Below are 24,599 nucleotides of genomic sequence, written 5' to 3'. Positions count from 1 at the left end.
TGCGCATTTCATAGAATCAGGCCATGCCCCAAAGAATCGAATCCCCCATCGTCCTGGAACCTGAATACATCGAGGGCTTTCGTCAGATCTACGAAGAAAAAATCGTCTTCAACAAAACGCTCGGCTTGAAGCTCGTCAAGGTCACGCCCGATGGCGTGGAGGCCCGCATCGACATGCGGCCCGAATTGGTGGGGCACTTTGCCTACAACCGCATCCACGGTGGCGTCATCAGCGCGGTGCTTGACGCCATCGGCAGTGCCGCGGTCATGGCGGCGCTGGCGGCCAAGCACATGGATGAGCCGCCCGCCAAACGCCTGGAGCGCTTTGCCAAGTTGGGCACCATCGACTTGCGGGTGGACTATCTGCGTCCTGGCATTGGCGAGTACTTCACCATCACCGCCAACGCCTTGCGCGTGGGCTCGCGTGTGGGGTCTTCCCGCATGGAGTTTTGTGGGCCCGATGGGTCCTTGATGTCCACGGGCGCTGCGGCTTACATCGTGTCCTGATCGCCCTAGCGATCACTCGGCTGGTACGGGCCTGGGCTTGCCTTGGTCGTCCACCGCCACATAGGTCAAGTTCGCCTCGGTGACTTTGATGTACTGACCCTGCAACTGAAAGCGCTCGGCAAATACCTCCACCTTGACGGTGACCGAGGTTCGACCCACCCGCACGATGCGCGAGAAAAACGACAGGATGTCGCCCACCTTGACGGCTTGCTTGAAGATGAACTCGTTCACCGCCACGGTCACCATGCGGCCACGCACGCGCCTAGCGGGCAACACGGCTCCGGCCAAGTCGACTTGGGCCATGACCCAGCCGCCAAAAATGTCGCCACTGGCATTGCAGTCAGCAGGCATAGGGATGACTTTGAGCACCAGCTCTTGGTCAGTGGGCAAAGACACGGTGTCGGGGCTTTGGTGGGCAGACATGGGCACAATCGGTGGTTAACGTCAAAACCGGATTGTCCCTTATGCGCCACAACGGCGAAACCGCTGCCACCGCTTCTCCCCACGCCTCTGGCGCCAAGCCCGGCGCTGCAACGCCAACGCCCCCCGGCAACGACTGGAAAACCCTCTCGCGCCTTTTGCCCTACCTGTGGCAATACAAATGGCGAGTTCTGATTGCGCTCACCCTCATGGTGTGCGCCAAGCTTGCCAACGTCAGTGTGCCTTTGTTGCTCAAGGAGTTGGTCGATGCCATGAGCCTCAAGCCCAGCGATCCGCAGGCGTTGCTGGCGGTGCCAGTGGCGCTGTTGTTGGGTTATGGTGCTTTGCGTTTGCTGACCTCGGCATTCACCGAGTTGCGCGAACTGGTCTTTGCCAAAGCTACGCAGGGGGCCTCGCGCAGCATTGCCCTGCAAACCTTTGAGCACTTGCATGCCTTGAGTTTGCGCTTTCATCTGGCTCGGCAGACCGGCGGCATGACACGCGACATCGAGCGTGGTGTGCGCGGCATCGAGTCCTTGATTTCTTATTCGCTTTACAGCGTCATTCCCACCCTGATCGAGGTGGGCCTGGTGTTGACCATTTTGGCGGTCAAGTTTGACGCTTGGTTCGCGGGCATCACTTTGGCGGCCTTGGTGTTTTATATTTTCTTCACTGTGCGTGTGACCGAGTGGCGCACCCAGTTTCGGAAACAAGCCAATGAGTTCGACTCGGCTGCGCACACCCGCGCCATCGATTCGCTGTTGAACTACGAAACTGTCAAATACTTTGGCAACGAACGCTTTGAGGCTGGCCGTTACGATGAAAGCTTGGAGCGTTTGCGCTTGGCCAGGCTCAAGGCGCAAACCACTTTGTCTGTCCTCAACACCGGGCAGCAGCTCATCATCGCGTCGGCCTTGGTGGCCATGCTTTGGCGTGCCACAGAAGGGGTGGTGGCCGGACGCATGACTTTGGGCGATCTGGTCATGATCAACGCCTTCATGATCCAGCTCTACATCCCGCTCAACTTTTTGGGGGTGCTGTACCGCGAGATCAAGCAAAGCCTGACCGATCTGGACAAGATGTTTGTGCTGATGGACCGCGAGCGTGAAGTGGCCGATGTGCCCGATGCGCCTGCCTTGGCTTTGCAAGGTGCGCCCGATGTGGTGTTTGACCGTGTGTCCTTCGCTTATGAGCCCGATCGCCCGATCTTGAAGGACATCAGCTTCACCATCCCCGCAGGCAAAACGGTGGCGGTGGTCGGGCCTTCGGGTTCCGGCAAGTCCACGCTGGCGCGTTTGATGTTCCGCTTTTACGATGTGCAGCAGGGCTTCATCCGCATCGCGGGGCAGGACATCCGGCAGGTCACCCAAAACAGCGTGTGCCAGGCCTTGGGCATCGTGCCGCAGGACACGGTGCTGTTCAACGACAGCGTGGCCTACAACATCGCTTATGGCCGACCCGGTGCCAGCCAGGCCGAGATCGAAGGCGCAGCGCGTTCGGCCCGCATCCACGACTTCATCGCCTCCACGCCCAAGGGCTACCAAACCTCGGTGGGCGAACGCGGGCTGAAATTGTCGGGCGGCGAAAAGCAGCGCGTGGCGATTGCCCGCACCTTGCTCAAGGATCCACCGATATTGGTGTTTGACGAGGCCACCTCGGCGCTCGATTCGGCCAACGAACGTGCGATCCAATCCGAGCTGGCCAGCGTGGCGCAAAACAAAACCACGCTGGTGATTGCGCACCGCCTGTCCACGGTGGTCGATGCGCACGAGATTTTGGTGATGGAAGCGGGCCAAATCATCGAGCGCGGCCACCATGCCGAGCTGCTGGCCCAACAAGGCCGTTACGCCAGCATGTGGGCCATGCAGCAGTCGAGCGAGTGAACCGGAAAAGTTTCAGCGCTCGTCGAAACTGATCACCACGCGATCGCTGGTGGGGCGGGCTTGGCAAGACAGGATGAAGCCTTGCTCGACTTCGGGCTTTTCGAGGGTGAAGTTCTTTTCCATCTCGGTCGTGCCTTCCATGACCTTGCAGCGACAGGTGCAGCACACCCCGGCTTTGCACGAGTAGGGCAGGTCCAGACCCAGCGACAAAGCGATGTCCAGAATCTTCTCGTTGCGGTTCATCGGCATGTTGTAAGGCTTACCGTCCAGCACCACGGTGAGCTGCACTTCGCCTTGCGCGCGCGTGGCCGGGTGGCCCAGCACGGCTTTGGCGCGGACTTCGGGGGGCAGGGCATCCAGTGTGGGCGAGCTGAAACGTTCTGTGCGAATGCGCTCGGCTTTGACGCCAGCCTTCAGCAGGGCTTGTTCGGTGGCCTCGATCATGGCCTCTGGGCCGCACACAAACACCTCGTCCATGCTGCCTACAGGCAAAAACGCATCGATGATGGCTTGCACTTTGGCGCCGTCGATGCGGCCTTCCAGCAAAGGCACTTCTTGCGCTTGGCGCGACAGGATGTGGATCAGCGTCAAGCGCGAGGGGTAGCGGTCTTTCAGGTCTTGCAGGGCTTCGTTGAACATCACGCTGTCCATGCGGCGGTTGCCATAGACCAGGGTGAATTTGCTGTCGGGTTGGTCTTCCAGCGTGCTGGCCAGGATGGACAGGATGGGCGTGATGCCCGAGCCTGCGGCAAAACCCACCCGGTGAATCGCGCGGGGGCGCTGCACCACAAAGCGGCCTTCGGGCGGCATCACGCGCAGCGTGTCGCCCGCTTGGAGTTGTGTCGCAGCCCAGTTGGAGAACACGCCGCCTTCGACGGGGCGAATGCCGACTTCGAGTACGCCGTTCTTTTGCAGCAGGCTGCGGGCCGAGCTGATGGAGTAGCTGCGGCGCACGTCTGCGCCGTCGATGTCCGCACGCAAGGTCAGGAACTGGCCCGGCTGAAAGTCAAAACTGCTGCGCAGATCGGCGGGTACGTTCAGCGTGATCGCCACGGCACCGGCCGCTTCGGGGCTGATGCGTGCGATCGGGAGGTCATGGAATCGGGGTGCGGACATGGCGTGACGTTGAGGCAGCTTGCGGCCACTCAGTAAGGTTTGAAGTAATCGAAGGGCTCCATGCAAGCCAGGCACCGGTAAAGGGCCTTGCAGGCGGTCGAGCCGAAATGAGAGGTTTCGGTGGTGTTGGCCGAGCCGCATTGTGGGCAGTTCACCACCTCGGGTTTGGCAACGCGTGCCGCAAACTGCACCACGTTGGCCGCGCCCGAGGGCGCGCTGGCGCAGGCGTGCGGCGGGGCAATGCCATAAGCGCGCAGCTTGTCTCTGGCGGCGTCGGTCATCCAGTCGGTGGTCCAAGCGGGGGCCAGTTGCGTGACCACATGGCCCTGCAAGCCATGGACTTGCAGCAGGGCTTTCACATCGTCCTCGATCGCGCCCATGGCCGGGCAGCCGCTGTAGGTGGGAGTGATGACCACTTCCAGACCCGCATCGCCGATACGCACGTCGCGCAAGATGCCCAGCTCGCGCAAGCTGACGACCGGAATTTCGGGGTCGGTCAGCTGCTCCAGCAGTGCCCAGGCGTGGCTCACATCGGCTGCGCGTTCAGGCGCAGAGGCGGGCGAAGTAATCGTGGTCATTGGAACTCATCACCAGGTGGCTTCGGGGTGCGCTCGGGCGAGGCTTTGCATTTCTGCCAAAACAAAACCCAGGTGCTCCGAATGGACACCTTGCTTGCCGGTGGGCACAAAGCCACCATCGGCTGGGCGTTGCAGGGCGGCCTCTTGCAGTGCCTCGTCCACGATCTGGTTCCAGTCGTTTCGCAAAGCGGTCATGTCGGGGCCTGTGCCATTGGCCAGTGCCGCTGATTCATGCGCGCTGTGGCTCCAAAACTCTTCGGTGTAGGGCAGCAATTGGTCGAGCGCTGCTTGCGCTTTGGCGTGCGACGCGTCGGTGCCATCACCCAAGCGCACCAGCCAATCGCGCGAGTGGCGCAGGTGGTAACGCACTTCTTTGAGTGACTTGGCGGCGATCGCGGCCAGCTGCGTGTCTTGCGAGTTTTGCAGTTGGTCCCACACCAGCACCATCAGGCTGCTGTACAAAAAATTGCGCACGATGGTGGTGGCAAAGTCGCGGTCGCCCACAGACGTGGCCGCCATCAAAGGCATGTGTGGCAATTCGCAGAGCGTGTAATTTTTGAAGTCGGGCACGTCGCGGAAATACGCCAGCGTGTCTTCGGTGGCGTCGCCGCCTTGCAGCGTGGCCGCGTGCTGGTAAAGCATGCGGGCTTGGCCGATCAGGTCTAGGCTGTTGTTGGACAGCGCGATGTCTTCTTCCAGGATGGGGCCGTGACCGCACCATTCGGCATTGCGCTGACCGAGGATCAGCGCGTTGTCGGCCAGGTGCAAAAGGTATTCAGTGGGGGCATTCATCTGAACGCTCACATGTGACCGACTTCGTCGGGGATTTGGTAGAAGGTCGGGTGGCGGTACACCTTGTCGCTGGCCGGGTCGAAAAACTCGGATTTGTCATTGGGCTCACTGGCTGAGATGCTGGCCGAGGGCACGACCCAGATGCTCACGCCTTCCTGGCGCCGGGTGTACACATCGCGCGCCATTTGCAGGGCGTGCGCTGAATCGGATGCGTGCAGGCTGCCGCAGTGTTTGTGCTCAAGGCCTTGCTTGCTGCGGACAAAAACTTCCCACAGGGGCCATTCTTTCAATGCTGCGGAGCTCATGCGGCCTCCTTCAATTGGCGTGCTTGTTGTTTGCGGGCGTGGGCCAGTGCGGCTTCGCGCACCCAGGCGCCGTCGTTCCAGGCCTTGACGCGGGCACCCAGGCGCTCCTTGTTGCAAGGGCCGTTGCCGTTCACGGTGGCCCAGAACTCGTCCCAGTCGATCTGGCCGTAGTCGTGGGCTTGACGGGCTTCGTTCCACTTGAGGTCGGGGTCGGGCAGGGTCACGCCCAGGACTTTGGCTTGCGGCACGGTGGCGTCCACAAACTTCTGGCGCAGGTCGTCGTTGCTGATGCGCTTGATGCCCCAGCGCATGCCTTGCGCGCTGTTCGGGCTGTCGGCATCAGGCGGCCCGAACATGGCCAGGCACTTCCACCACCAGCGGTTGACGGCGTCTTGCACCATGGCTTTTTGCTCGGCCGTGCCTTGCATCATCACCAGCAAGGCTTCGTAGCCCTGGCGCTGGTGGAAGGATTCTTCTTTGCACACCCGCACCATGGCGCGGGCATAGGGGCCATAAGAGCAGCGGCAAAGGGGCACCTGGTTCATGATGGCCGCGCCATCGACCAGCCAGCCGACCACGCCCACATCGGCCCAGTTGAGCGTGGGGTAGTTGAAGATGGAGCTGTATTTGGCTTTGCCCGAGTGCAGGGCATCCAGCATCTGGTCGCGGCTGGTGCCCAGGGTTTCGGCGGCGCTGTACAGGTACAGGCCGTGGCCAGCTTCGTCTTGCACCTTGGCGATCAAAATCGTTTTGCGCTTCAAACTCGGGGCGCGGCTGATCCAGTTGCCTTCTGGCAGCATGCCGACGATTTCGCTGTGGGCGTGCTGGCTGATCTGGCGCACCAGGGTTTTGCGGTAGGCCTCTGGCATCCACTCGCGGGGTTCGATGCGGCCATCGGCGTCGATGCGGGCGTCAAAGGCCGCCTGCAGGGCAGCGTCTTGCGTGCTCAGGGCTTTGGGCACGGCCTTCAGGCCGGCCGATTTGACGTCTTCGGTTGTGTCCGGGACGCTGAAAGATTGCGTGTACATGGCGGGTCTCCTGCGCCAAACAGGATGGAATGATCTTGGCGCAGGTGCCAGTATACCCATTAACCGACCGCCCGGTCGGTTAATTTTGGCACGGCGTGCTCAGGTTTTTCCCTGATGGCTGGGTGGTCGCAGCGAAAGCCCCATGCAAGCTGCTCTTGGAACTTGCTTCATGCCGTTCAAGACGACTCGACGGCCCAGTTTTTGCCGGAGCCGCGCGCCAAAGCAGGCCCGACCACATCGAGCGCCTGTCGGATCTGGTCTTTGAGCGTGAAGGGGGGGTTGATGACGAACATGCCGCTGGCCACCAGACCGCCTTCGTCGCTGGGACCGCGGCCAATCGCCAGCGTGGCATGGAGCCACGGCTTTTGGGCCTGGTTGGACAAGGTGCGCAGGCGTTTGGGCAAGTCATGCGCCTCGGGGCGAGGAATGATCGGGTACCAAACCAGGTAAGTGCCGGTCGAAAAGCGCTTGAGGTACTCCTGAATGACGCTGGCGACCTTGCTGTAATCCGACTTGATCTCGTAACTGGGGTCGATCAGCACCATGGCCCGCTTGGAGCCTGTGGCCGAAGGCGGTGGGGGCAGCAGCTTTTTGAGCGCCTCAAAACCGTCTTCGCGGCTCACCGTGACCGTGCGCCCGGCTTCGAGCTGGGCGATGTTGGACATCAGGGCTTTGCTGTCGGTGGGGTGCAGCTCAAACAGACGCAGGCGGTCGCGCGAGGCGTGGCGCATCAGGCGTTGCATCAAAAAGGGCGAGCCGGGGTAAATCTTGGCTTGCCCGTTGGGATTGAAGCTGGCAATTTGCGCCAGGTAGTCTTGAACGGGCTCGGGCAAGGCATCGCGCTTTTCGGCGGCGGCCAGAAGTTTGAACAGGCCGTCTTCTGCTTCCCCACCCTTTTGAGAGTAATCGCCGTCCAAACGGTACAAACCGGCCCCAGCATGGGTGTCAATCAGGGTGATGCCGGCCTCTTTTTGCATGAGGTGGCGCAGGGTGGCGAGCAAGGTGATGTGTTTGAGCACATCGGCATGGTTGCCTGCGTGAAAAGCGTGTCGGTAACTGAACATGGCTTGATGGTAACCAATAACTTCTGCAAGTCCTTGATTTTTCGTATAATGGCAGGCTTCGCAGCGATTTTGTGGCCCCGCGGCGAAGACGCTTGATGCTGTTATGGCTCAAGCAATCTCCCACCTAAGAGGTTCCCAACAGAGGAACACCGACCGTGGAAAAGGGCCCGACAAACCTTTCTTTTGAAGAGAAAACTCATGACAACAACTTTCAGCGCGCAACCCGCTGAGGTCGTGCACGAGTGGTTTGTGATTGACGCGACCGACAAGGTCCTCGGACGAGTAGCCAGCGAAGTTGCTCTCCGTTTGCGCGGCAAACACAAGGCCATTTACACGCCTCACGTCGACACCGGTGACTACATCGTCATCATCAATGCTGCCCAGCTCAAAGTGACGGGCACCAAGACGATCGACAAGATTTACTACCGCCATTCTGGCTACCCAGGCGGCATCACTGCCACCAACTTCCGCGACATGCAAGCCAAGCACCCTGGCCGCGCACTCGAGAAGGCTGTCAAGGGCATGCTGCCCAAGGGCCCACTCGGTTACGCCATGATCAAGAAACTCAAGGTGTATGGCGGCGCAGAGCATCCACACACCGCCCAACAGCCTAAAGTGCTGGACATCTAAGGAGCCTTGAGATGATTGGTGAATGGAACAATGGCACAGGCCGTCGCAAATCCAGCGTCGCCCGCGTGTTTCTGAAAAAAGGCACAGGCAAGATCACGGTCAATGGCAAGGACATCCAAGCCTACTTTGGCCGCGAGACTTCGATCATGATTGCCAAGCAACCCCTCATGTTGACCAACCATGCCGAAACTTTCGACATCATGATCAACGTGCACGGCGGTGGCGAATCCGGTCAAGCCGGCGCATCGCGCCACGGCATCACCCGCGCCCTGATTGACTACGACGCTTCGCTCAAGCCCGTGCTGAGCCAAGCTGGTTTTGTCACCCGCGACGCCCGTGAAGTCGAACGTAAAAAGGTTGGTTTGCACTCCGCTCGTCGCCGCAAGCAGTTCTCCAAGCGTTAATCCGCTTTTTCTGCTTCATCCAAAAGCCGCACCGGTTCGCCGTGGCGGCTTTTTGTTTGGGCGCATGCCGGGTGAAAAGCCCATGAGGCCAGTAGCGTTACTGCTTACGACAGTGGGTAATTCCCGACCAGCGCGCTATACTATTTGGCACTGAACCGGAGAAACACCATGAGCGCTGTTGCTGAAAATATCCAAACTGTCATGCCCGATCCGATTGTCTTTACCGACAGCGCTGCCGCCAAGGTGGCCGACCTGATCGCCGAAGAGGGCAACCCTGATTTGAAGCTGCGTGTCTTTGTGCAAGGCGGCGGATGCTCGGGTTTTTCGTACGGTTTCACTTTCGATGAAATCACCAACGAAGACGACACCACCATGAGCAAAAACGGTGTGTCCTTGTTGATCGATGCGATGAGCTACCAGTACCTGACCGGTGCCGAGATCGATTACAAGGAAGACTTGCAGGGAGCGCAATTCGTCATCAAGAACCCCAACGCCACCTCGACCTGTGGTTGCGGTTCATCCTTCTCAGCCTGATCCTTTACGCGTGCGAGCCCTGCTCGCTGCCATTCAACGGGGGTAAACAGCCCCCAAGACACGGGCGCCTCGGGCGCCCGTGACACTTTGGAGGCTGGCGGTTTCGCGTTTCAAGTTTTTGAAAGCCAACCAGGCAAATGCTGCGGCTTCGACCTGCAAGGGCGGCAGACCTCGATCGGCACTGCTGACGACCTGAACCCCGGGCACATGATGCGCCAGTCGCGCCATCAAATGGGTGTTCAGTGCACCACCCCCGCACACCACCAAAGACGCTGCGCCCTCGGCATGGCGCAAGACGTCTGAAGCGCAGGTGAGTGCGGTGAACTCCGCCAAAGTGGCTTGAACGTCTTGAGGTGTATGCGCACTGTCCTTAGCCAAGGTGGCCATGTGGTGCTCAAGCCAAGCGGGGTTGAACAAATCACGGCCCGTGCTTTTGGGGGGCAGGCGCTGCAAAAATTCTTCGGTCATCAACTGCGCGAGCAAAGGCGGGTTGATTTGGCCTTGCGCCGCCCAAGCCCCTGCACGGTCAAAAGCCTGGCCGGTGTGACGGGCGCACCAAAAATCCATCAGGGCATTGCCGGGGCCACAGTCCCAACCCTGAACGCCGCCATCGGCACTGAGCACGCTGAGGTTGGAGATGCCGCCAATGTTCAGCACGGCCACACAGGCACCTGGTTGTCCGAAAACCCCTTGGTGAAAGGCTGGCACCAGGGGTGCACCTTGCCCGCCTGCAGCCAGATCTCTGCTGCGAAAGTCGGCGACCACGTCGATCCCGGTCAACTCGGCAAGCAAGGCGGGGTTGATCAATTGCAGTGTGTAGCCCACAGCAGGGTAGAGGCCCTCTGCATCGCTGTCGAACTCCAGTGGACGGTGGCGCACCGTTTGACCATGGGCGCCAAGGGCCACCACGTTTTCAGGCGCGAGGTCTGTGTCTTGCAAAAGCGCTTGCACCACTTGCGCGTAATGCCGCGCGATGGCATTGCCAGCCAAAGCGCTGCGGTGCAGTTCATCGGGCCCACTCTGGTTGAGTTGCAGCAGCTCGTCGCGGAAAGAGGCTTGAAAAGCCACAAAGGCGTGGGCGATGACCCGCAAGCGTCCGGTGTTGTCGATCTGGGCCATGACGCCATCCACGCCATCCAATGAGGTGCCAGACATCAGGCCAATGAAAAAAGCTGGGGCCATGGGAAAAGACCAATGCAGGATCGTTACAGGGAAGCTTGCCGCCCATTAAAAAAGGGCCTTGCGGCCCTTCGAGGTCATTGGCTGTTGCTCTCTCGCATTTGCGCCGCAGCCAGCAGCTGTGTTTTGGCTTGATTGACTTGGGCGTTAAAGCGGGGCATCGCACCTGGCGCAATGGGCAAGGCCTGAGCTTGTTGGATGACTTTTTGAGGGTCAACGTGTACACCATTGACGCGGAATTCAAAATGCAAATGAGGGCCAGTAGACCAGCCTGTGGAGCCCACAGCGCCAATGGTTTGACCCTTTTGGACGGTCTGCCCTTTGCGCACGTGGATCTTGCTCAAATGCGCATACAAAGTGGTGTGACCGCTGCCGTGGCGAACTTCAACCACATTGCCATAACCGCCTTGAACGCCTGCAAAAATCACCGTGCCATCACCCACAGATTGAGCGGGCGTGCCTGTGGGCGCGGCATAGTCCACACCGCGGTGAGCCTGCTGAGTTTTGAAGATGGGGTGCAAACGCATGGTGAAACCACTGGTTTGGCGTGAAAAAGGAACGGGAGAGGCCAAGTAAGCACGGCTCAGGCTTTTGCCCTCAAGGCTGTAGTAATTGCCTTTTTGTCCCGGCTCTTGGAACCAGGTGGCTTCGTAAGTGTTGTTGCCGTTGTTGAACTCGGCGGTCAAGACGCGGCCAGTGCGGACCGGCTCGCCATCGGCCTCAAGAACCTCATAGACCACTGAAAACCGCGCACCCTTGCGCAGGGTGCGGTGAAAGTCGATTTGGTTGGAAAAGATCTGGGTGAGCTGATTGATCACCACGTCAGGCAAGCGGGCCTCGTCAGCGGCGTCGTAGAGAGACCGGGTCACCGTGCCACCCGTCATGCGGATGCTGGTGTTCATTGGCGAGGTCTCCAGTGCGGCTTGCAGACCTTTGTCACCGCGCTGGATGGACAAACGCTGGAAGAACGTATCGGACTCTTTGTTGAGCCAGCGCACATGCAAGGCGATTAAGCGCTGCTGGCTGTCCGCTTCGGCTGTGACGGCACGGCCAGACTGGCGCAGGGCCTGTTTGGCCAAGGGGTTGTTGCGCAAAAAAACCGCGGCTTCGGCGTCAACCAGACCCAGTCGGCGCAACAAGCTTTCAGGGGTGTCGGATGCACGGGTGGTGTCACTGCGCCTCAGGTTGAGGTTGACCGTGTCGAGGGACTGGACCTGTTCTTCGAGCTTGGCAATGGCCACGGGCACCGTGATGGTGACCACAGGCTGGTCAGCAATGTCTGGGCCCAAGTTGGCAATGGCGAATGCGCCACCGCCGCCTGCCAAGAGCAAGGAGGCCAAGCTGGCGCTGATGGCTTTGGGGTGCCGCGCCAGCCAACGGGCCACGGCCTTGCTGCCGGCGGTAAGCACGGGGTGTTGCCCATCGAGCCAGCCCAACACGCGTTGCACACCCACCAGCAATGCGCCGAGCACAGCAGTGCACAGGAACAAGATACCGATCAGCAGGGAGGCCAGTCGAGACTGGAGAGCAACAAAAAAAGACATCAATTGAAGGGTTATCGGCAGTGGGAGTGGTCAAACCAAGCCCATGCGCAGGGGTCAAAATCGGGGCACCCTAAAATGGGTAACCTTTAGACAACGGCTTATTGTACCGGTCTAAACCCATTTGACTTTAGAAAAAACCCTTATGAATCAAGCGCTTGTTACAAAATTCCCGGTCACAGACAAGACCCGTGAGGCCCTGGCGGTCACGTTGAGGGGCTGTGAAGAGCTGATTCCACAGGAAGATTGGTTGCAAAAACTGGCCAAATCTGAGGCCACAGGTGTGCCATTGCGCATCAAACTCGGCTTGGACCCGACCGCGCCTGACATTCACATCGGCCACACCGTGGTGCTCAACAAAATGCGCCAGTTGCAGGATCTGGGCCACCAAGTCATCTTTTTGATTGGCGACTTCACCAGCCTGATTGGCGACCCTTCGGGGCGCAACAGCACCCGTCCGCCGCTGACCCCCGAGCAGATCAAGCTCAACGCTGAGACTTATTACAAACAAGCGAGCATGGTGCTGGACCCCGGAAAAACCGAGATTCGCTACAACAGTGAGTGGTCGCTACCTTTGGGCTCCATGGGCATGATCCAGTTGGCCTCGAAGTACACCGTGGCGCGCATGATGGAGCGCAACGACTTCCACGACCGCTTTAAGGCTGGCACGCCCATCAGCGTGCACGAGTTTTTGTACCCGCTCATGCAAGGCTACGATTCGGTGGCATTAAAAAGCGACCTGGAGCTGGGCGGTACCGATCAAAAATTCAACTTGCTGATGGGCCGCCACTTGCAGGCCGAGTATGGTCAAGAGCCGCAGTGCATTCTGACCATGCCCTTGCTCGAAGGCCTGGACGGCGTGGACAAAATGTCCAAGTCCAAGAACAACTACATCGGCATCGCCGAAGCGCCCAATGACATGTTCGCCAAGGTGCTCTCTATCTCGGACACCCTGATGTGGCGTTGGTACACCCTGCTGTCATTCAAATCGATGGCCGAGATCGAAGCGCTGAAAAAAGAGGTGGAGGGCGGTCGCAATCCGAAAGACGCCAAGGTCATGCTGGCCAAGGAAATCACCGCGCGTTTCCACAGCGTCGCTGCGGCCGATGCGGCCGAGCAAGACTTCATCAACCGCAGCAAAGGTGGCGTGCCCGACGACATTCCCGATATCAGCCTGTCGGGCGCACCGCTGGGCATTGGCGCGTTGCTCAAATCGGCGGGTCTGGCCCCCTCGACCACCGAAGCCGGCCGCTTGATCGATGGCGGCGGTGTGCGTGTGGACTCCAGCGTGGTCACCGACAAGGGGCTCAAGCTCGAAGCGGGCACTTACGTGGTGCAAGTGGGCAAGCGCAAATTTGCCAAGGTGACCCTGTCCTGATGGCGGTCTGCCGCACGGCAACCGGGTGCCGCCGCGTTATCCTCATCCCATGAAAAAAATCGACAGCTGGATGACCCCCACACGCATGCTGTGGGCATCGGTGGTGGTGGCCTTGGTCACCATCGCCCTCAAAACCGGCGCTTGGTGGCTCACCGACTCGGTGGGTTTGTTGTCGGACGCCATGGAGTCACTGGTCAATCTGGCCAGTGCGGTGTTCGGTTTGATGATGGTCACGATCGCAGCCCGTCCTGCGGACGACGATCACCCCTATGGTCACCACAAAGCCGAGTACTTTTCTTCTGGCTTTGAAGGCGTTCTCATCATCGTGGCCGCCCTGGGCATCATCTGGGTGGCGGTTCATCGCCTGTTCGACCCTCAGCCCATTGAGCAGCTCGGCTGGGGCCTGGCTTTGTCTGTGGGCAGCTCGGCCCTGAATGGCTTGTTGGCCTGGTTGATGTTCCGAGCCGCCCGCCAACACCGCTCGTTGGCGCTGGAAGCCGATGCCAGGCATCTGGTGACCGATGTCTGGACTTCTGCTGGGGTGGTGCTGGGCATCGCCTTGGTCAGCGTCAGTGGCTGGTTGTGGTTGGATGCGGTGGTGGCCATTGGCGTGGCCCTGAACATTCTGAAAGAAGGCTGGCACCTGATCTGGCGCTCGTCGCAAGGCCTCATGGACGAGGCGCTGGAGCCCGAGGTCTTGGCCCAAGTGAACACGGTGCTGGCCAGCTTTGCGCACCAGCGCGGCGAAACCGAGATCATCCGCTTTGACCACCTGAACACCCGCAAAGCGGGCCAGCGGCGATTTGTCGACGTGCACATGCACATGCCCTCGGCTTGGACCTTGGGCCGCGCCGCCGCTTTGCGCGGCAGCGTCGAGCAGGCTTTGATGAGCGCCGTGCCTGGCTTGCGGGCCACCATCCAGCTGTTGCCCAGCGATGTGGAGGCGCATTTTGACGATCCGAGGGACTTGAAATGATGGCCTTGTTACAAAGGGTGAGCGAAGCCAGTGTGCGGGTCGACGGCGAGGTGATCGGTCAGATCGGTCATGGCTTGTTGGTCTTGGTTTGCGCCGAAAAGGGCGATACCGAAGCCGTGGCCGACAAACTGCTGGCCAAGCTGCTCAAGCTGCGCATCTTCGGTGACGAATCCGGAAAAATGAACCACAGCGTGCAAGACGTGGGCGGGGGGCTGCTGCTGGTGAGCCAGTTCACCTTGGCCGCAGACGTGGCTGGTGGCAACCGCCCCAGTTTCACCCAAGCGGCTGCGCCCGACGATGGCCGGCGCCTGTATGCGCACTTTGTGGCGCAAGCGCAAAAGGCCCACCCGATGGTGCAAACCGGCCGCTTTGCCGCCGACATGAAAGTGGCGTTGGTCAACGATGGCCCGGTCACCATTCCGATGCGCATGACGGCGTAACCCAAGCGACCCGCTTTGCAGCTGGGTCGGCCTAAGATGGCCATGTGATGCACTCCTTCCCCTGGGTTTTGGCTTGAAACGGCGCAAACCCACTTACCCCAGACGCCAGTGGTCTTTGGTCCACCGACGCGGTTTGCGCACATTTGCCAACTGGCCGGTGGCGGTACGCGGCATGGTGTGGATGGTGCTGGGTGGCTTCTTGTTTTCCTTGCTCAACACCATCGCCCGCGACCTGACGCTGCATTTGGACGTCTACCAATCGCAGTTTTTGCGTTACCTCTTTGGCTTGTTGGTGATCTTGCCTTGGGTCTGGCGCGATGGCTGGCGGGCCTACAGGCCTGTGAACCTGGCGGGACAGTTCTGGCGTGGAGGCGTTCACACTTTGGGGCTGGTGTTGTGGTTCACCGCCTTGCCCAAAATTTCCTTGGCCGACATGACCGCGATTGGTTTCACCGGACCGATTTTCATCATGCTGGGTGCTGCTTGGTTTTTGGGCGAGCCCATGCGCAAAGACCGCTGGATCGCGGCCATCATCGGTTTCAGCGGTGTGTTGGTGGTGGTCTTACCCAAAATGTCGGGCGATGGCGGTTGGTACAACCTGGTCATGTTGGCATCGGCCCCCGTGTTTGCTGCTTCGTTTCTGATCACCAAAGCGCTGACCCGCTACGAAAAGCCCGGCGTCATTGTGCTCTGGCAAGCCCTCACGGTGACGGTGCTCAGTTTGCCCATGGCCATCCCCAACTGGCAAATGCCAACCCCCATGCAGTGGTTGGCTTTTGCGGCCACTGGCGTGCTGGGCACGCTGGCTCACTACTGCCTGACCCGCGCCTTTGCGCTGGCCGACATCTCGGCCACCCAGTCGCTGCGCTTTTTGGATCTGGTCTGGGCCTCTGTCTTGGGTTGGTTGGTGTTTGGCGATGTGCCCAGCCAGTCCACTTGGTTGGGAGCATTTGTGATTTTGTGGGCCACGGTGTGGATTGCCCGCAGGGAAGGTCGCAGAAAAACCGCCTGAGCCCCTTTGAGCGGGTATATTGTCCCGGACTCAAAAAAGGGGAGTTTCATGATCGACATCGAGCCCATGCGCTTTGCCTGGACCCGTGGGGCGCCTGACACCTTGGTGCTGGGCCATTTGCACGTGGCGCAGGGCCAGACTGTGTTTTTGCACGGCCCCAGTGGGTGCGGCAAAAGCAGCTTGTTGGGCTTGCTGGCGGGTGTGTTGTTGCCGCAGCACGGCCGCGTGTCTTTGCTCGGACAAGACTGGGCGGCTTTGCCGTCTGGCCAGCGCGACGTCTTTCGTGCGGACCATGTGGGCGTGATTTTTCAGCAGTTCAACCTGTTGCCCTACTTGAGCGTGCTCGACAACGTGAGCTTGCCCTGCCGCTTTTCAAAACTGCGACGCGAACGCTGCCAATCCGCCGGTGGCCCCCAGGCCTCGGCCCAAACTTGGTTAAAGCGCATGGGCTTGCCCGAAGGCCTGTGGGCACGCCGCGCTGACACCTTGTCGGTGGGCCAACAGCAGCGCGTGGCCGCGGCCCGTGCTTTGATGGGCCAGCCCGAATTGGTCTTGGCCGACGAACCCACCTCGGCGCTGGACGCTGCTTTGCGCCATGACTTCATGGACGTGCTCATGCAAGCCGCGCGGGACGCGGGCAGCACCTTGGTGTGCGTGAGCCATGACCCGCAACAGGCCGCGCGTTTTGACCTGCAGTGGTCTTTGCCTGAGCTGCAACAAACGGGGGCGCGCGCATGAACAGTTTGCTCAGCATCGCCCGGCAAAGCGCCTGGAACCGCCGCAGCACCTTGGTCTGGGTGGTGGTATCGCTGGCGCTGGCCACGGCCTTGCTATGGACCTTGGAGCGTTTGCGACACGACATCCGCAGCAGTTTTTCGCAATCCGTGAGCGGGGTCGATCTGATCGTGGGTGCCCGCAGCAGCCCGGTGCAACTCATGCTGTTTTCGGTGTTCCACATCGGCAGCGTGCCACAAGGCATGTCCATGGACAGTGTTCGGGCGCTGTCGCAGCACCGCTCGGTCTCGTGGGTCGTGCCCTTGAGTTTGGGCGACTCTCACCGGGGCTATGCGGTGCTGGGCACCACGCCCGCGTACTTCCAGCACTTTGCATACGGCGACAAACAGCCTTTGGCCTTGCAGCAAGGCGCGGTGTTTGCAGGCACCCTGGATGGCTTGTACGAAGCGGTGATCGGGTCCGAGGTGGCGCGCAAAATGGGTTACACCTTGGGGCAAAGCATCACGTTCGGCCACGGCATGGATGACCATGACCATGGCCATACACACGGCCACAGCCATGCACCTGCCAGCCCGGCAACCCCCCACCATGACGACAAGCCCTTCAAGGTGGTCGGTATCTTGGCGCCCACTGGCACCCCGGTCGACCGCACGGTGCATGTGAGCCTGCAGGCGCTCGAGGCCTTGCACCTCGAATGGGTGGCGGGCGCGCCCATGCCGGGCGGGCAGATTCCTGCAGACCAAGTGCGCAAATTCAACTTGGAGCCCCAAGCCGTGACGGCCGCTTTGGTGGGCCTGAAAACCCGAGCGGCCGTGTTCAATGTGCAGCGCTTTGTGAACGCTTACGAAGCCGAGGCCCTGATGGGTGTGATGCCTGGCGTGGCCCTGGGTGAGCTCTGGGCGCTGCTGGGTGTGGGTGAAAACGCCTTGTTGGCCGTGTCCGCCTTGGTGGCCTTGGTCAGCGTGGTCTCGCTCATGGCAGTGGTGCTGGCGGGCCTGAATGAGCGCCGTCGAGAACTCGCGGTGTTGCGGGCCGTGGGTGCGGGGCCGCGCCATGTGCTGGGCTTGCTCACCCTCGAAGGGTTTTGGGTCACCTGCGCCGGGGTGGTGCTGGGTGTTTTGTTGGCGCAATCGGGCATGGCGCTGGGCACGCCTTGGTTGCAGCAAGAGCTGGGCATCCGCTTGCAAATGTCGGCCCCCTTGCCCACGCAGTGGGCCTTGCTCGCTGCCGTGTTGTTGGCGGGCCTCTTGGCCAGCCTGGGCCCTGCTTGGCGGGCTTACCGTTGGTCCCTGGCCGATGGCTTGTCACCGCGTGTTTGAGATGAAAGCGATCCTCATAATGAACCAGCGCCGCACAGCTGCGATGGCCCTGAACCTGGGTCTGGGCTTGGTTCTTTTAGCACTGCTGCCCGGTTTGGCCATGGCCCAAAGTGTGCGCGAGACCGCCCGTGAATTGGTGCCGCAAATTCAGCCTGCCTTGTCTGCCGAAGCCCCGCCCCCCGGTGCCAGCCTGCCGGGCCCGGTGCGCACCGTCGGCTGGGAGCAGTTGATACCGGCTGGCTGGGACCCCTTCAAAGACCTCAAGGCTTTGAATCTGGATGCGCTGAAAGACAACGACCCCAAGGCCGAAGAGGCGCTGCAAAAAATGCGCAAGATGTGGGACAACGCCCCCGTCAACCCCTTGGTGCTGGGCCAAAACCTGCGCCTTCCAGGCTATGTGGTGCCGCTGGAGGACCTGCCCGAAGGCATGAAAGAGTTTTTGCTGGTACCTTACTTTGGGGCCTGCATCCATTCCCCCCCACCCCCAGCCAACCAGATCGTGCATGTGGTGCTGGACAAACCCGCCAAGCGGTTGCGCCTCATGGATGTGGTTTGGGTGACCGGCCCCATGAGCGCCACCAAAACCGACTCGCACATGGGGGTGGCGGCTTACCGCATCGACGCCCGGCAAGTGGCGCCCTACAACGCGAAAAAGCGCTGAGACTGAACACTTCAGTCGGGGTTGGACACGCCCGATGCCACATGGCCCGAAGGCACATGGCGCGCCGCCGATTCGATGTGACCGGTCTGGTCATCAAAGAAAAAGTCGGGCTCAAATTCACGCAAAAACTCCCCTTTGGGCAAGCCACCCAAAAACATCGCCTCGTCCACTTCGATGTTCCAGTCCATCAGCGTGCGGATGGCGCGCTCGTGCGCCGGTGCACTGCGGGCCGTAACCAGCGCGGTGCGCACGCGCATGGCCGGCGTGCCCTCTTGCTGCAAACGGTGCAAGGCGGCCAGCAAAGGTTTGAAAGGCCCCGCCAGCAAAGGCTGTCCTGCTTTGTCCCGCTCGTGGGCTTGAAAAGCCGACAAACCCTCGGCCTGGAACACGCGTTCGGCCTCGTCAGAGAACAACACCGCATCCCCGTCAAATGCAATGCGCACTTCGTGCGGGTGCGCCTCAGACGCCAAGGCCGAATGGGGGTAAACCTGCGCTGCGGGCACGCCCGCGCCCAAGGCCGCACGCACGTCCGACAAATGGGTGGATAAAAACAGGTTGGCGTTCAATGGCTTGAGGTAGCGCCACGGCGGCTGACCCCGTGTGAAGCTGCCGCGCTGAATCGGCAGGCCGTAGTGCTGTGCCGATCGGAATACGCGCATGCCCGAGACCGGATCGTTGCGCGACAAGATCACCACCTCGACCCGTTGCGCATCAGCGTCGTTGAACGCCAGCAGCTTGCGCACCAAAGAAAAGGCCACGCCCGGCTTGGCGGGGGCCTCGAGGCGATCAAGTTGCAGCTGCATGTAAGCGCGGTCGTCGCCTTGCTCAAACAGCCTGTTTTCTTCCTCGAAGTCAAACAAAGCGCGAGAGGAAATGGCCACGACGAGTTGACCTTCAAGGCTGGCGGGCATGGTTCACTCCTTGATCAAACAGGCTGACATCATCGCTCACTTATCCGCGCTCAATTGACCCACTGGTTCAGCTGCATGATGGGCATCAGTACCGCCAACACGATCAGCATCACCACGCCGCCCATGGCCACGATCAGCAGGGGTTCGAGCACGGTGGCCAAGGCCATGGCGCGGCGCTGCACTTCGCTGGACAGTTGCTGCGCGGCCCGCTGCAGCATCACCGGCAATTGACCGGTCTGCTCGCCCAAGCGCGCAAACATCGACAGCAAGCCGGGAAACCGCGCGTTTTGCGCGAGCGCCGTGCCCAAGGGCGCGCCTTCGCGCACCCGCACCAAAGCTTCCAGGGCATCGGCCCGCAGGGCTTGGTTGGACAGCGTGTCGGCCGCCGACTGCAAGGCCTTGAGGATGGGCACGCCTGCAGCCGTCAGCATGGCCAGCGTCGAGGCAAAGCGGGCGCTGTTGTAACCCCGAGCCAAACGGCCAATCACAGGCAAGCGCAGCCACGCGGCGTCAAAACGCAAGCGCAGGGCGGGCTGGCGCATGGCTTGACCGAACACCAGCACACCGCATGTCAGCAGCACCAGCATCAGCCAGCCCCAGGTGCGCACGAAGTCGCTGATGGCCAGCATGGCCACCGTCAGGCCCGGCAATTGGCGTTGGGTGCCTGCAAACACCCCGGCCACTTGCGGCACCACCGAGGTGACCAAAAAAATCACAATCGCCAGCGCCACCAAGCTCACGATGGCCGGGTACAGCGAGGCCGACAGCAGCTTGGAGCGCAGCAGTTGCTGGTCTTCCAGGTCATTGGCCAATTGGTTCAGCACATCGCCCAAATGCCCGCTTTGTTCTCCAGCGGCGATCACTGCACGGTCAATGGAAGGAAATTCCTGCGGGTATTGCGCCAAAGCGCGGCCCAAGGTGCTGCCCGCATTGACTTCGGCGCGGATGGCCGCCATCAGGTGGCGCTGTTTGTCGTCCTCGCCTTCTTCGGTGAGGGCCGCCAAAGCGCGTTCAACCGGCAAGCCGCTGCTCACCAGTCCGGCCAGTTGGCGTGTCCACACCGCGCGTTGGCTGGTGCTGAAGGCGCGGCCACCGCCGATGGGGCGTTGCCACCATGGCAGGCCAATGCTGGCATCGGCCGCAGCGCCCGATGCAATGGCTTCCACCAACAGCGGCACCAAAGACTGTGCGCGCAATTGCCCGCGCGCAGTTTTCAGGCTGTCGGCCTCCAGCGTGCCTTTGCGCAAGGCGCCATCGGCTTGCAGGGCTTCAAAACGGTAAGCGGGCATGGGGCAAATCTCAACGACTGAAGTAAAGCAAGCCGAGCTGGCCTTGCCAGTTGAGATTGTGAGGGCTGACGGTTTGCACTTGTCCTAAGGGGCGTGAACTGCCCAGAGTGCCAAACCAGGCCCATTGGGGTGTCAGGGCGTAGCGGTAACTCATGCCCACACCCAGCGAGCCCAGCCCTGAATGCCAAGGCTCTGCCGGGGCGGGTGCTTTGCGCCACTGGGTGGCCCAGTGGTCGGCGGTGGCCCAATTCAAACCGGCACTGAGGCTGAGGGCGCTGCGATCGCTCAAAGGCAAGCCATAAGCAGCCCCCACCGACAAGGTGGTGCCATCGCCTCGGTCCATCAGGTCTTGCGTCAGGTCGCTGCCCAGTGACCAATGCCGGTCGAGTTTGTAATTCACGCTCACCCGGCCCCGCAGGGTGTTCTGCCCGGAAGAAAAACCATCGAAAGAGCTGTTGTCTTGGAGGTTTTGCACGCGGAGTGACAGCCCCACTTTCAGCCGCTCATCGTCACGCCATTGGTAAGCGAGGTTCGACTCTTTGCGGTATCCGCTGAAACTCAACCACTCTGTGCCTGTGGGGTGACCGATTCGCCAACGCCCGTAGCGCAAACCCAGTACGGGTCGCAAAGTCAAGATGCTGCTGGCGTTCGCGGCATCGCGGCTTTGAAGCTTGACGCCCACGGTGTACAACCACGGTCTGGCCGGGGGATCGTTCGCAATGGGGACAGACGTGGGTTCGCTTGGGGGTGTGGCTGCGGCCTCGGTCGCTGCACAAGCAGCAGCACTCCATGCCAGCAGACCCCCAGCACCCAGTGCCCAAAAACATGGGTACGTCCGAAAAATTGGCGTGTGGGGCATCAGGGCTCAGTCGCGCGTCACGCGCAGCAACTCTTCGGCACTGGTCACGCCCGCATCGACCAAGCGTTGCCCGTCTTCCCGCATCAACACCATGCCTTGCGCCAAAGCGGTGGCCCGCAAGTCGGCTTCGGCCGCGCGGTTGTGGATTTGTGCGCGGATCTCATCGCTGGCCACCAACAACTCGAACACCCCCGTGCGCCCGGCGTAACCGGTGTGGCCACAGACATCGCAGCCTGCACCCGCGCAAGCATGGCAGCGTTTGCGCACCAAGCGCTGGGCCAGCACCCCCAAGAGCGAGGAGCTGAGCAAAAACGGCTCCACCCCCATGTCGATCAGGCGGTTGACCGCGCTGGCAGCATCGTTGGTGTGCAGCGTGGCCAAAACCAGGTGACCTGTTAGAGACGCCTGGATCGCGATTTGCGCGGTCTCATGGTCGCGGATCTCACCGATCATGATCACGTCCGGGTCTTGCCGCAAGATGGCCCGCAGCGCCTTGGCAAAGCTTAAATCGATCTTGTTGTTGACCTGCGTTTGACCAACACCGGGCAACTCGTATTCGATCGGGTCTTCCACCGTCATGATGTTGTTGCGCGAGGCATCCAGCCGTTGCAGCGCCGCATACAGGCTGGTGGTTTTGCCTGAGCCGGTGGGGCCTGTGACCAGCAAGATGCCGTGCGGTTGCCCGATCAATTGGTCAATTTGCGCCAGCACGCGCCCTTGCATGCCGACCGCCTCCAAGGTCAAACGCGCCTCGCTCTTGTCCAGCAGCCGCAGCACGGCGCGTTCGCCATGGGCGCTGGGCAAGGTGGAGACGCGCACGTCCACCGCTCGCGAGCCCAAGCGCAGGCTGATGCGGCCGTCTTGCGGTAAACGTTTTTCTGCGATGTCGAGTTCGGCCATGATTTTCAGGCGCGAAATCAGTGCAGCATGCAGCGCCCGGTTCGGTTGTACAACCTCGCGCAGCGTGCCGTCTATGCGAAAGCGCACACTCGAGTGGCGTTCGTAGGGCTCGATGTGGATGTCGCTGGCGCCATCGCGGGCCGCTTGCGTGAGCAAGGCGTTGAGCATGCGGATGATGGGTGCGTCGTCGCTGGCCTCCAGCAGGTCTTCCACGGCCGGCAACTCTTGCATCATGCGCGACAGATCGGCCTCGGCCTCCACTTCATTGACCACTGCAGCAGCCATGGATGCGCCATGCGCTTGGCCGCCCGAATAGGCCTGGTGAATGCGCTGCGCCAAGTCGGTAGGCGTGCAGTGCAGCAGTTGCAAGCCTTGGCCCGCAAACTTGCGCGTCACTTCCGACAAGGCCGAGCGGTCACTGGCCTCGCAAAGGCTCAAGGTCAGGCCTTGGTCGTCGTCCTCCACCAGCAACTGGTGCGCACGCGCAAAGGAGTAGGGCAAGGGGTAGCTCATGGCGCGGACCGGGGCTCAAGGCTTGGTGGTTGCGGGTGGGGGTGCCGGCTGGGCTTCAGGGCTCAGGGCGGGCAGCACTGCCGAGCCGCTGATGGGCAGCGTGCTGGTGGCCACAGGCTGAAAGCCCTGTTGGTCGATGCGCATCAGCTCGTAACGGCCTCTGGACAAAGCCTCGGTGGCTGCACCATCGCGCACCACCACGGGCCGCAAGAACACCATCAGGTTGGTTTTGTTTCGGCGTCGCGATTCGGATTTGAAGAGGTTGCCAAAAAACGGCATGTTGCCCAGACCGGGAACCTTCTCTTGGCTGTTGTTGGTGTCGTCTTGCAACAAGCCACCCAGCACCACAATGGCGCCGTCTTCGACCAGCACATGCGACTCGATGGAGCGTTTGTTGGTGATCAAGCCCGTTGGCGAGTTGGTGGAGTTTTGATCGACGCTGCTGACCTCTTGGTAGATCTGCATTTTCACGGTGCCGTTTTCACTGATTTGAGGTTTCACCCGCAGGGTCAGACCGACATCTCTGCGCTCCACGGTGGTGAAGGGGTTGGTCGAGCCGGGTGCCGCACTGGTGAATGAGCCGGTGATGAAAGGCACGTTTTGGCCAATCACAATTTTGGCTTCTTCGTTGTCCAGCGTGAGCAAATTGGGTGTCGACAAGACATTGCTGTTTTTGTCAGTTTGTAAAAAACGAGCGACGGCCCCCAAGGCCAAGGCACCATTGCGTTGCTGGCCCACCGCCACATTCAGCCCCGTGGGCGCCACCAGTGTGCCGGCCGCGGCACCTGCGGCGATGTTCAACAAGTTGGTGTTGCCGGTGCCAAAGTTGGTGCCCAACAGACCCACCGTGTTGCTGCCGGTGCCGGTGCCACTCATCCACTGCACCCCAAATTGGGCTGCTTTGTCGGCACTGACTTCGGCAATCAAACTCTCGACAAACACCTGCGCCCGGCGCTGGTCCAGCATGTCAATCACCGCGCGCAATTGGCGGTACTGAGGCTCAGGCGCGGTGATGATGAGCGAGTTGGTGGCCGGGTCGGCCTGGATCTGGCCACCCGTTGACACCTGCGGGGTGGCGTTGCTTTGGCCCAGCGTGCCGCCCGTGGGCGTGGGTGTCGCGCTTGGCGGGTTCTGGCTGATGTTGATGCCTGGCAAACCCGTATTGCCCTGTGCCGACAAGGCGGCCCGCAAAGTGGCGGCCAGTTTGGTGGCGTCGGCGTTTTTCAGGTACACCACATGGATGTTGCCGCTGGCTGCACGCGCACCGGTGGCGCTGGGCTGGTCCAGTTGCACCACCAAGCTGCGCACCAGCGACAAACGGGCGGGGTTGGCGGCGCGGATGATCAAAGAGTTGGTGCGCACCTCGGGCAGCACCGTGGTCCTGAAGCCGGTGTCGGTCTGTCCTTGGACGGGGGGAGCGCCAGCACCAGCTGCTGCGCCCGAATCGATCAGGCGTTGCACCATGGGGGCCAGTTCGCCCGCGATGCCGTGCTGCAGGCGGATCACCTCCACCCCGGTGGCGTTGGCCACGTCAAGTGCCGCGATGATGCGGCCCAGTCTTTGCAGGTTGTCGCTGTAGTCGGTGATCACCAAAGCGTTGGTGCCCGGGTTCGCGTTGATGGTGTT

General features: G+C 61.0%; 26 protein-coding genes. 12 read left to right on the top strand and 14 right to left on the bottom strand.

Annotation, left to right across the window (positions count from 1 at the left end; translation table 11 throughout):
- The first annotated feature begins 23 nt into the window (after positions 1 to 23).
- Positions 24 to 506, top strand: a complete 483-nt coding sequence (locus tag ABWQ00_RS11750) for a thioesterase family protein (protein ID WP_353238863.1) — start codon at positions 24 to 26, stop codon at positions 504 to 506.
- Positions 507 to 518: 12 nt separating this feature from the next.
- Here the strand turns inward: ABWQ00_RS11750 and ABWQ00_RS11745 are convergent, their stop codons facing one another.
- Positions 519 to 929 carry an acyl-CoA thioesterase gene (locus ABWQ00_RS11745; RefSeq protein WP_353238862.1) on the bottom strand — a complete coding sequence of 137 codons (411 nt, stop codon included), beginning with the start codon at positions 927 to 929 and terminating at the stop codon, positions 519 to 521.
- Positions 930 to 970: 41 nt separating this feature from the next.
- Between ABWQ00_RS11745 and ABWQ00_RS11740 the strand changes: the two genes are divergently transcribed.
- The gene (locus ABWQ00_RS11740; protein ID WP_353238861.1) at positions 971 to 2,809 is read left to right on the top strand and encodes an ABCB family ABC transporter ATP-binding protein/permease; all 1,839 of its coding nucleotides are present in this window, start codon (positions 971 to 973) and stop codon (positions 2,807 to 2,809) included.
- Positions 2,810 to 2,821: 12 nt separating this feature from the next.
- On the opposite strand, the gene ABWQ00_RS11735 is transcribed toward ABWQ00_RS11740, so the two are convergent.
- The 6 genes from ABWQ00_RS11735 to ABWQ00_RS11710 all read right to left on the bottom strand — a co-directional run bounded on the left by ABWQ00_RS11735 (position 2,822) and on the right by ABWQ00_RS11710 (position 7,692).
- Positions 2,822 to 3,925, bottom strand: a complete 1,104-nt coding sequence (locus ABWQ00_RS11735) for a 2Fe-2S iron-sulfur cluster-binding protein (protein WP_353238860.1) — start codon at positions 3,923 to 3,925, stop codon at positions 2,822 to 2,824.
- A gap of 29 nt (positions 3,926 to 3,954) precedes the next feature.
- On the bottom strand, positions 3,955 to 4,503 hold the full coding sequence (paaD, locus tag ABWQ00_RS11730) for a 1,2-phenylacetyl-CoA epoxidase subunit PaaD (protein ID WP_353238859.1): 549 nt from the start codon (positions 4,501 to 4,503) through the stop codon (positions 3,955 to 3,957).
- Positions 4,504 to 4,512: 9 nt separating this feature from the next.
- The gene (paaC, locus tag ABWQ00_RS11725; RefSeq protein WP_353238858.1) at positions 4,513 to 5,295 is read right to left on the bottom strand and encodes a 1,2-phenylacetyl-CoA epoxidase subunit PaaC; all 783 of its coding nucleotides are present in this window, start codon (positions 5,293 to 5,295) and stop codon (positions 4,513 to 4,515) included.
- Positions 5,296 to 5,303: 8 nt separating this feature from the next.
- On the bottom strand, positions 5,304 to 5,600 hold the full coding sequence (gene paaB / locus ABWQ00_RS11720) for a 1,2-phenylacetyl-CoA epoxidase subunit PaaB (protein WP_353238857.1): 297 nt from the start codon (positions 5,598 to 5,600) through the stop codon (positions 5,304 to 5,306).
- Positions 5,597 to 6,628, bottom strand: a complete 1,032-nt coding sequence (gene paaA / locus ABWQ00_RS11715) for a 1,2-phenylacetyl-CoA epoxidase subunit PaaA (RefSeq protein WP_353238856.1) — start codon at positions 6,626 to 6,628, stop codon at positions 5,597 to 5,599. The genes paaB and paaA overlap by 4 nt, the downstream gene beginning before the upstream one ends.
- Before the next feature lie 176 nt (positions 6,629 to 6,804).
- Positions 6,805 to 7,692, bottom strand: a complete 888-nt coding sequence (locus ABWQ00_RS11710) for a 23S rRNA (adenine(2030)-N(6))-methyltransferase RlmJ (protein WP_353238855.1) — start codon at positions 7,690 to 7,692, stop codon at positions 6,805 to 6,807.
- 198 nt (positions 7,693 to 7,890) lie between these two features.
- Here ABWQ00_RS11710 and rplM point away from each other — a divergent pair, with 198 nt between their 5' ends.
- From rplM to erpA, 3 genes are all read left to right on the top strand, one after another.
- Positions 7,891 to 8,322, top strand: coding sequence for a 50S ribosomal protein L13 (gene rplM, locus ABWQ00_RS11705; RefSeq protein ID WP_353238854.1), 432 nt, complete (start codon positions 7,891 to 7,893; stop codon positions 8,320 to 8,322).
- Positions 8,323 to 8,333: 11 nt separating this feature from the next.
- Positions 8,334 to 8,726, top strand: a complete 393-nt coding sequence (gene rpsI, locus ABWQ00_RS11700) for a 30S ribosomal protein S9 (RefSeq protein ID WP_019426472.1) — start codon at positions 8,334 to 8,336, stop codon at positions 8,724 to 8,726.
- A gap of 168 nt (positions 8,727 to 8,894) precedes the next feature.
- Positions 8,895 to 9,260, top strand: coding sequence for an iron-sulfur cluster insertion protein ErpA (erpA, locus tag ABWQ00_RS11695; RefSeq protein ID WP_019426473.1), 366 nt, complete (start codon positions 8,895 to 8,897; stop codon positions 9,258 to 9,260).
- Positions 9,261 to 9,293: 33 nt separating this feature from the next.
- On the opposite strand, the gene ABWQ00_RS11690 is transcribed toward erpA, so the two are convergent.
- Both ABWQ00_RS11690 and ABWQ00_RS11685 read right to left on the bottom strand, forming a co-directional pair.
- A complete protein-coding gene (locus ABWQ00_RS11690; RefSeq protein ID WP_353238853.1) occupies positions 9,294 to 10,442 on the bottom strand; it encodes an anhydro-N-acetylmuramic acid kinase in 1,149 nt (382 codons plus the stop codon).
- Between the two features lie 74 nt (positions 10,443 to 10,516).
- Entirely contained in the window at positions 10,517 to 11,983 is a 1,467-nt protein-coding gene (locus tag ABWQ00_RS11685) for a peptidoglycan DD-metalloendopeptidase family protein (protein ID WP_353238852.1), read from the bottom strand.
- Between the two features lie 142 nt (positions 11,984 to 12,125).
- On the opposite strand from ABWQ00_RS11685, the gene tyrS reads away from it, so the two are divergent.
- From tyrS to ABWQ00_RS11650, 7 genes are all read left to right on the top strand, one after another.
- Complete coding sequence (gene tyrS, locus ABWQ00_RS11680; protein WP_353238851.1) at positions 12,126 to 13,358, top strand: tyrosine--tRNA ligase; 1,233 nt, start codon at positions 12,126 to 12,128, stop codon at positions 13,356 to 13,358.
- Between the two features lie 49 nt (positions 13,359 to 13,407).
- On the top strand, positions 13,408 to 14,334 hold the full coding sequence (locus ABWQ00_RS11675; RefSeq protein ID WP_353238850.1) for a cation diffusion facilitator family transporter: 927 nt from the start codon (positions 13,408 to 13,410) through the stop codon (positions 14,332 to 14,334).
- Positions 14,331 to 14,774 (top strand): D-aminoacyl-tRNA deacylase, encoded by a 444-nt coding sequence (dtd, locus tag ABWQ00_RS11670; RefSeq protein WP_353238849.1) that lies wholly within the window; start codon positions 14,331 to 14,333, stop codon positions 14,772 to 14,774. Before ABWQ00_RS11675 ends, dtd begins: the two co-directional genes overlap by 4 nt.
- Before the next feature lie 73 nt (positions 14,775 to 14,847).
- Positions 14,848 to 15,786, top strand: coding sequence for a DMT family transporter (locus ABWQ00_RS11665; RefSeq protein ID WP_353238848.1), 939 nt, complete (start codon positions 14,848 to 14,850; stop codon positions 15,784 to 15,786).
- A 48-nt stretch (positions 15,787 to 15,834) separates the two neighbouring features.
- Complete coding sequence (locus ABWQ00_RS11660; RefSeq protein ID WP_353238847.1) at positions 15,835 to 16,524, top strand: ATP-binding cassette domain-containing protein; 690 nt, start codon at positions 15,835 to 15,837, stop codon at positions 16,522 to 16,524.
- Positions 16,521 to 17,840 carry an ABC transporter permease gene (locus ABWQ00_RS11655; RefSeq protein ID WP_353238846.1) on the top strand — a complete coding sequence of 440 codons (1,320 nt, stop codon included), beginning with the start codon at positions 16,521 to 16,523 and terminating at the stop codon, positions 17,838 to 17,840. The genes ABWQ00_RS11660 and ABWQ00_RS11655 overlap by 4 nt, the downstream gene beginning before the upstream one ends.
- A gap of 19 nt (positions 17,841 to 17,859) precedes the next feature.
- Positions 17,860 to 18,501, top strand: a complete 642-nt coding sequence (locus ABWQ00_RS11650; protein ID WP_353238845.1) for a DUF3299 domain-containing protein — start codon at positions 17,860 to 17,862, stop codon at positions 18,499 to 18,501.
- 11 nt (positions 18,502 to 18,512) lie between these two features.
- On the opposite strand, the gene ABWQ00_RS11645 is transcribed toward ABWQ00_RS11650, so the two are convergent.
- From ABWQ00_RS11645 to gspD, 5 genes are all read right to left on the bottom strand, one after another.
- Positions 18,513 to 19,412, bottom strand: a complete 900-nt coding sequence (locus ABWQ00_RS11645) for a 5'-nucleotidase (RefSeq protein WP_353238844.1) — start codon at positions 19,410 to 19,412, stop codon at positions 18,513 to 18,515.
- 50 nt (positions 19,413 to 19,462) lie between these two features.
- Complete coding sequence (gene gspF, locus ABWQ00_RS11640) at positions 19,463 to 20,701, bottom strand: type II secretion system inner membrane protein GspF (RefSeq protein WP_353238843.1); 1,239 nt, start codon at positions 20,699 to 20,701, stop codon at positions 19,463 to 19,465.
- Positions 20,702 to 20,711: 10 nt separating this feature from the next.
- Entirely contained in the window at positions 20,712 to 21,383 is a 672-nt protein-coding gene (locus ABWQ00_RS11635; protein WP_353238842.1) for a MipA/OmpV family protein, read from the bottom strand.
- A gap of 183 nt (positions 21,384 to 21,566) precedes the next feature.
- Positions 21,567 to 22,973, bottom strand: a complete 1,407-nt coding sequence (locus ABWQ00_RS11630; protein ID WP_353238841.1) for a GspE/PulE family protein — start codon at positions 22,971 to 22,973, stop codon at positions 21,567 to 21,569.
- 15 nt (positions 22,974 to 22,988) lie between these two features.
- The coding region (gene gspD / locus ABWQ00_RS11625; protein ID WP_353238840.1) for a type II secretion system secretin GspD at positions 22,989 to 24,599 on the bottom strand (1,611 nt) is incomplete at its 5' end.

Source organism: Limnohabitans sp. (assembly GCF_040400975.1).
GTDB lineage: Bacteria > Pseudomonadota > Gammaproteobacteria > Burkholderiales > Burkholderiaceae_C > Limnohabitans_A.
The sequence above is the reverse complement of the archived record's forward strand: the minus strand, read 5'-3'. Positions and strand labels throughout refer to the sequence as shown.

Coding starts and splice junctions, on each gene's coding strand:
- ABWQ00_RS11750 (WP_353238863.1), top strand. CDS start 24: ATGCCCCAAAGAATCGAATCCCCCATCGTCCTGGAACCTGAATACATC.
- ABWQ00_RS11745 (WP_353238862.1), bottom strand. CDS start 929: ATGTCTGCCCACCAAAGCCCCGACACCGTGTCTTTGCCCACTGACCAA.
- ABWQ00_RS11740 (WP_353238861.1), top strand. CDS start 971: ATGCGCCACAACGGCGAAACCGCTGCCACCGCTTCTCCCCACGCCTCT.
- ABWQ00_RS11735 (WP_353238860.1), bottom strand. CDS start 3,925: ATGTCCGCACCCCGATTCCATGACCTCCCGATCGCACGCATCAGCCCC.
- paaD (WP_353238859.1), bottom strand. CDS start 4,503: ATGACCACGATTACTTCGCCCGCCTCTGCGCCTGAACGCGCAGCCGAT.
- paaC (WP_353238858.1), bottom strand. CDS start 5,295: ATGAATGCCCCCACTGAATACCTTTTGCACCTGGCCGACAACGCGCTG.
- paaB (WP_353238857.1), bottom strand. CDS start 5,600: ATGAGCTCCGCAGCATTGAAAGAATGGCCCCTGTGGGAAGTTTTTGTC.
- paaA (WP_353238856.1), bottom strand. CDS start 6,628: ATGTACACGCAATCTTTCAGCGTCCCGGACACAACCGAAGACGTCAAA.
- ABWQ00_RS11710 (WP_353238855.1), bottom strand. CDS start 7,692: ATGTTCAGTTACCGACACGCTTTTCACGCAGGCAACCATGCCGATGTG.
- rplM (WP_353238854.1), top strand. CDS start 7,891: ATGACAACAACTTTCAGCGCGCAACCCGCTGAGGTCGTGCACGAGTGG.
- rpsI (WP_019426472.1), top strand. CDS start 8,334: ATGATTGGTGAATGGAACAATGGCACAGGCCGTCGCAAATCCAGCGTC.
- erpA (WP_019426473.1), top strand. CDS start 8,895: ATGAGCGCTGTTGCTGAAAATATCCAAACTGTCATGCCCGATCCGATT.
- ABWQ00_RS11690 (WP_353238853.1), bottom strand. CDS start 10,442: ATGGCCCCAGCTTTTTTCATTGGCCTGATGTCTGGCACCTCATTGGAT.
- ABWQ00_RS11685 (WP_353238852.1), bottom strand. CDS start 11,983: ATGTCTTTTTTTGTTGCTCTCCAGTCTCGACTGGCCTCCCTGCTGATC.
- tyrS (WP_353238851.1), top strand. CDS start 12,126: ATGAATCAAGCGCTTGTTACAAAATTCCCGGTCACAGACAAGACCCGT.
- ABWQ00_RS11675 (WP_353238850.1), top strand. CDS start 13,408: ATGAAAAAAATCGACAGCTGGATGACCCCCACACGCATGCTGTGGGCA.
- dtd (WP_353238849.1), top strand. CDS start 14,331: ATGATGGCCTTGTTACAAAGGGTGAGCGAAGCCAGTGTGCGGGTCGAC.
- ABWQ00_RS11660 (WP_353238847.1), top strand. CDS start 15,835: ATGATCGACATCGAGCCCATGCGCTTTGCCTGGACCCGTGGGGCGCCT.
- ABWQ00_RS11655 (WP_353238846.1), top strand. CDS start 16,521: ATGAACAGTTTGCTCAGCATCGCCCGGCAAAGCGCCTGGAACCGCCGC.
- ABWQ00_RS11650 (WP_353238845.1), top strand. CDS start 17,860: ATGAACCAGCGCCGCACAGCTGCGATGGCCCTGAACCTGGGTCTGGGC.
- ABWQ00_RS11645 (WP_353238844.1), bottom strand. CDS start 19,412: ATGCCCGCCAGCCTTGAAGGTCAACTCGTCGTGGCCATTTCCTCTCGC.
- gspF (WP_353238843.1), bottom strand. CDS start 20,701: ATGCCCGCTTACCGTTTTGAAGCCCTGCAAGCCGATGGCGCCTTGCGC.
- ABWQ00_RS11630 (WP_353238841.1), bottom strand. CDS start 22,973: ATGAGCTACCCCTTGCCCTACTCCTTTGCGCGTGCGCACCAGTTGCTG.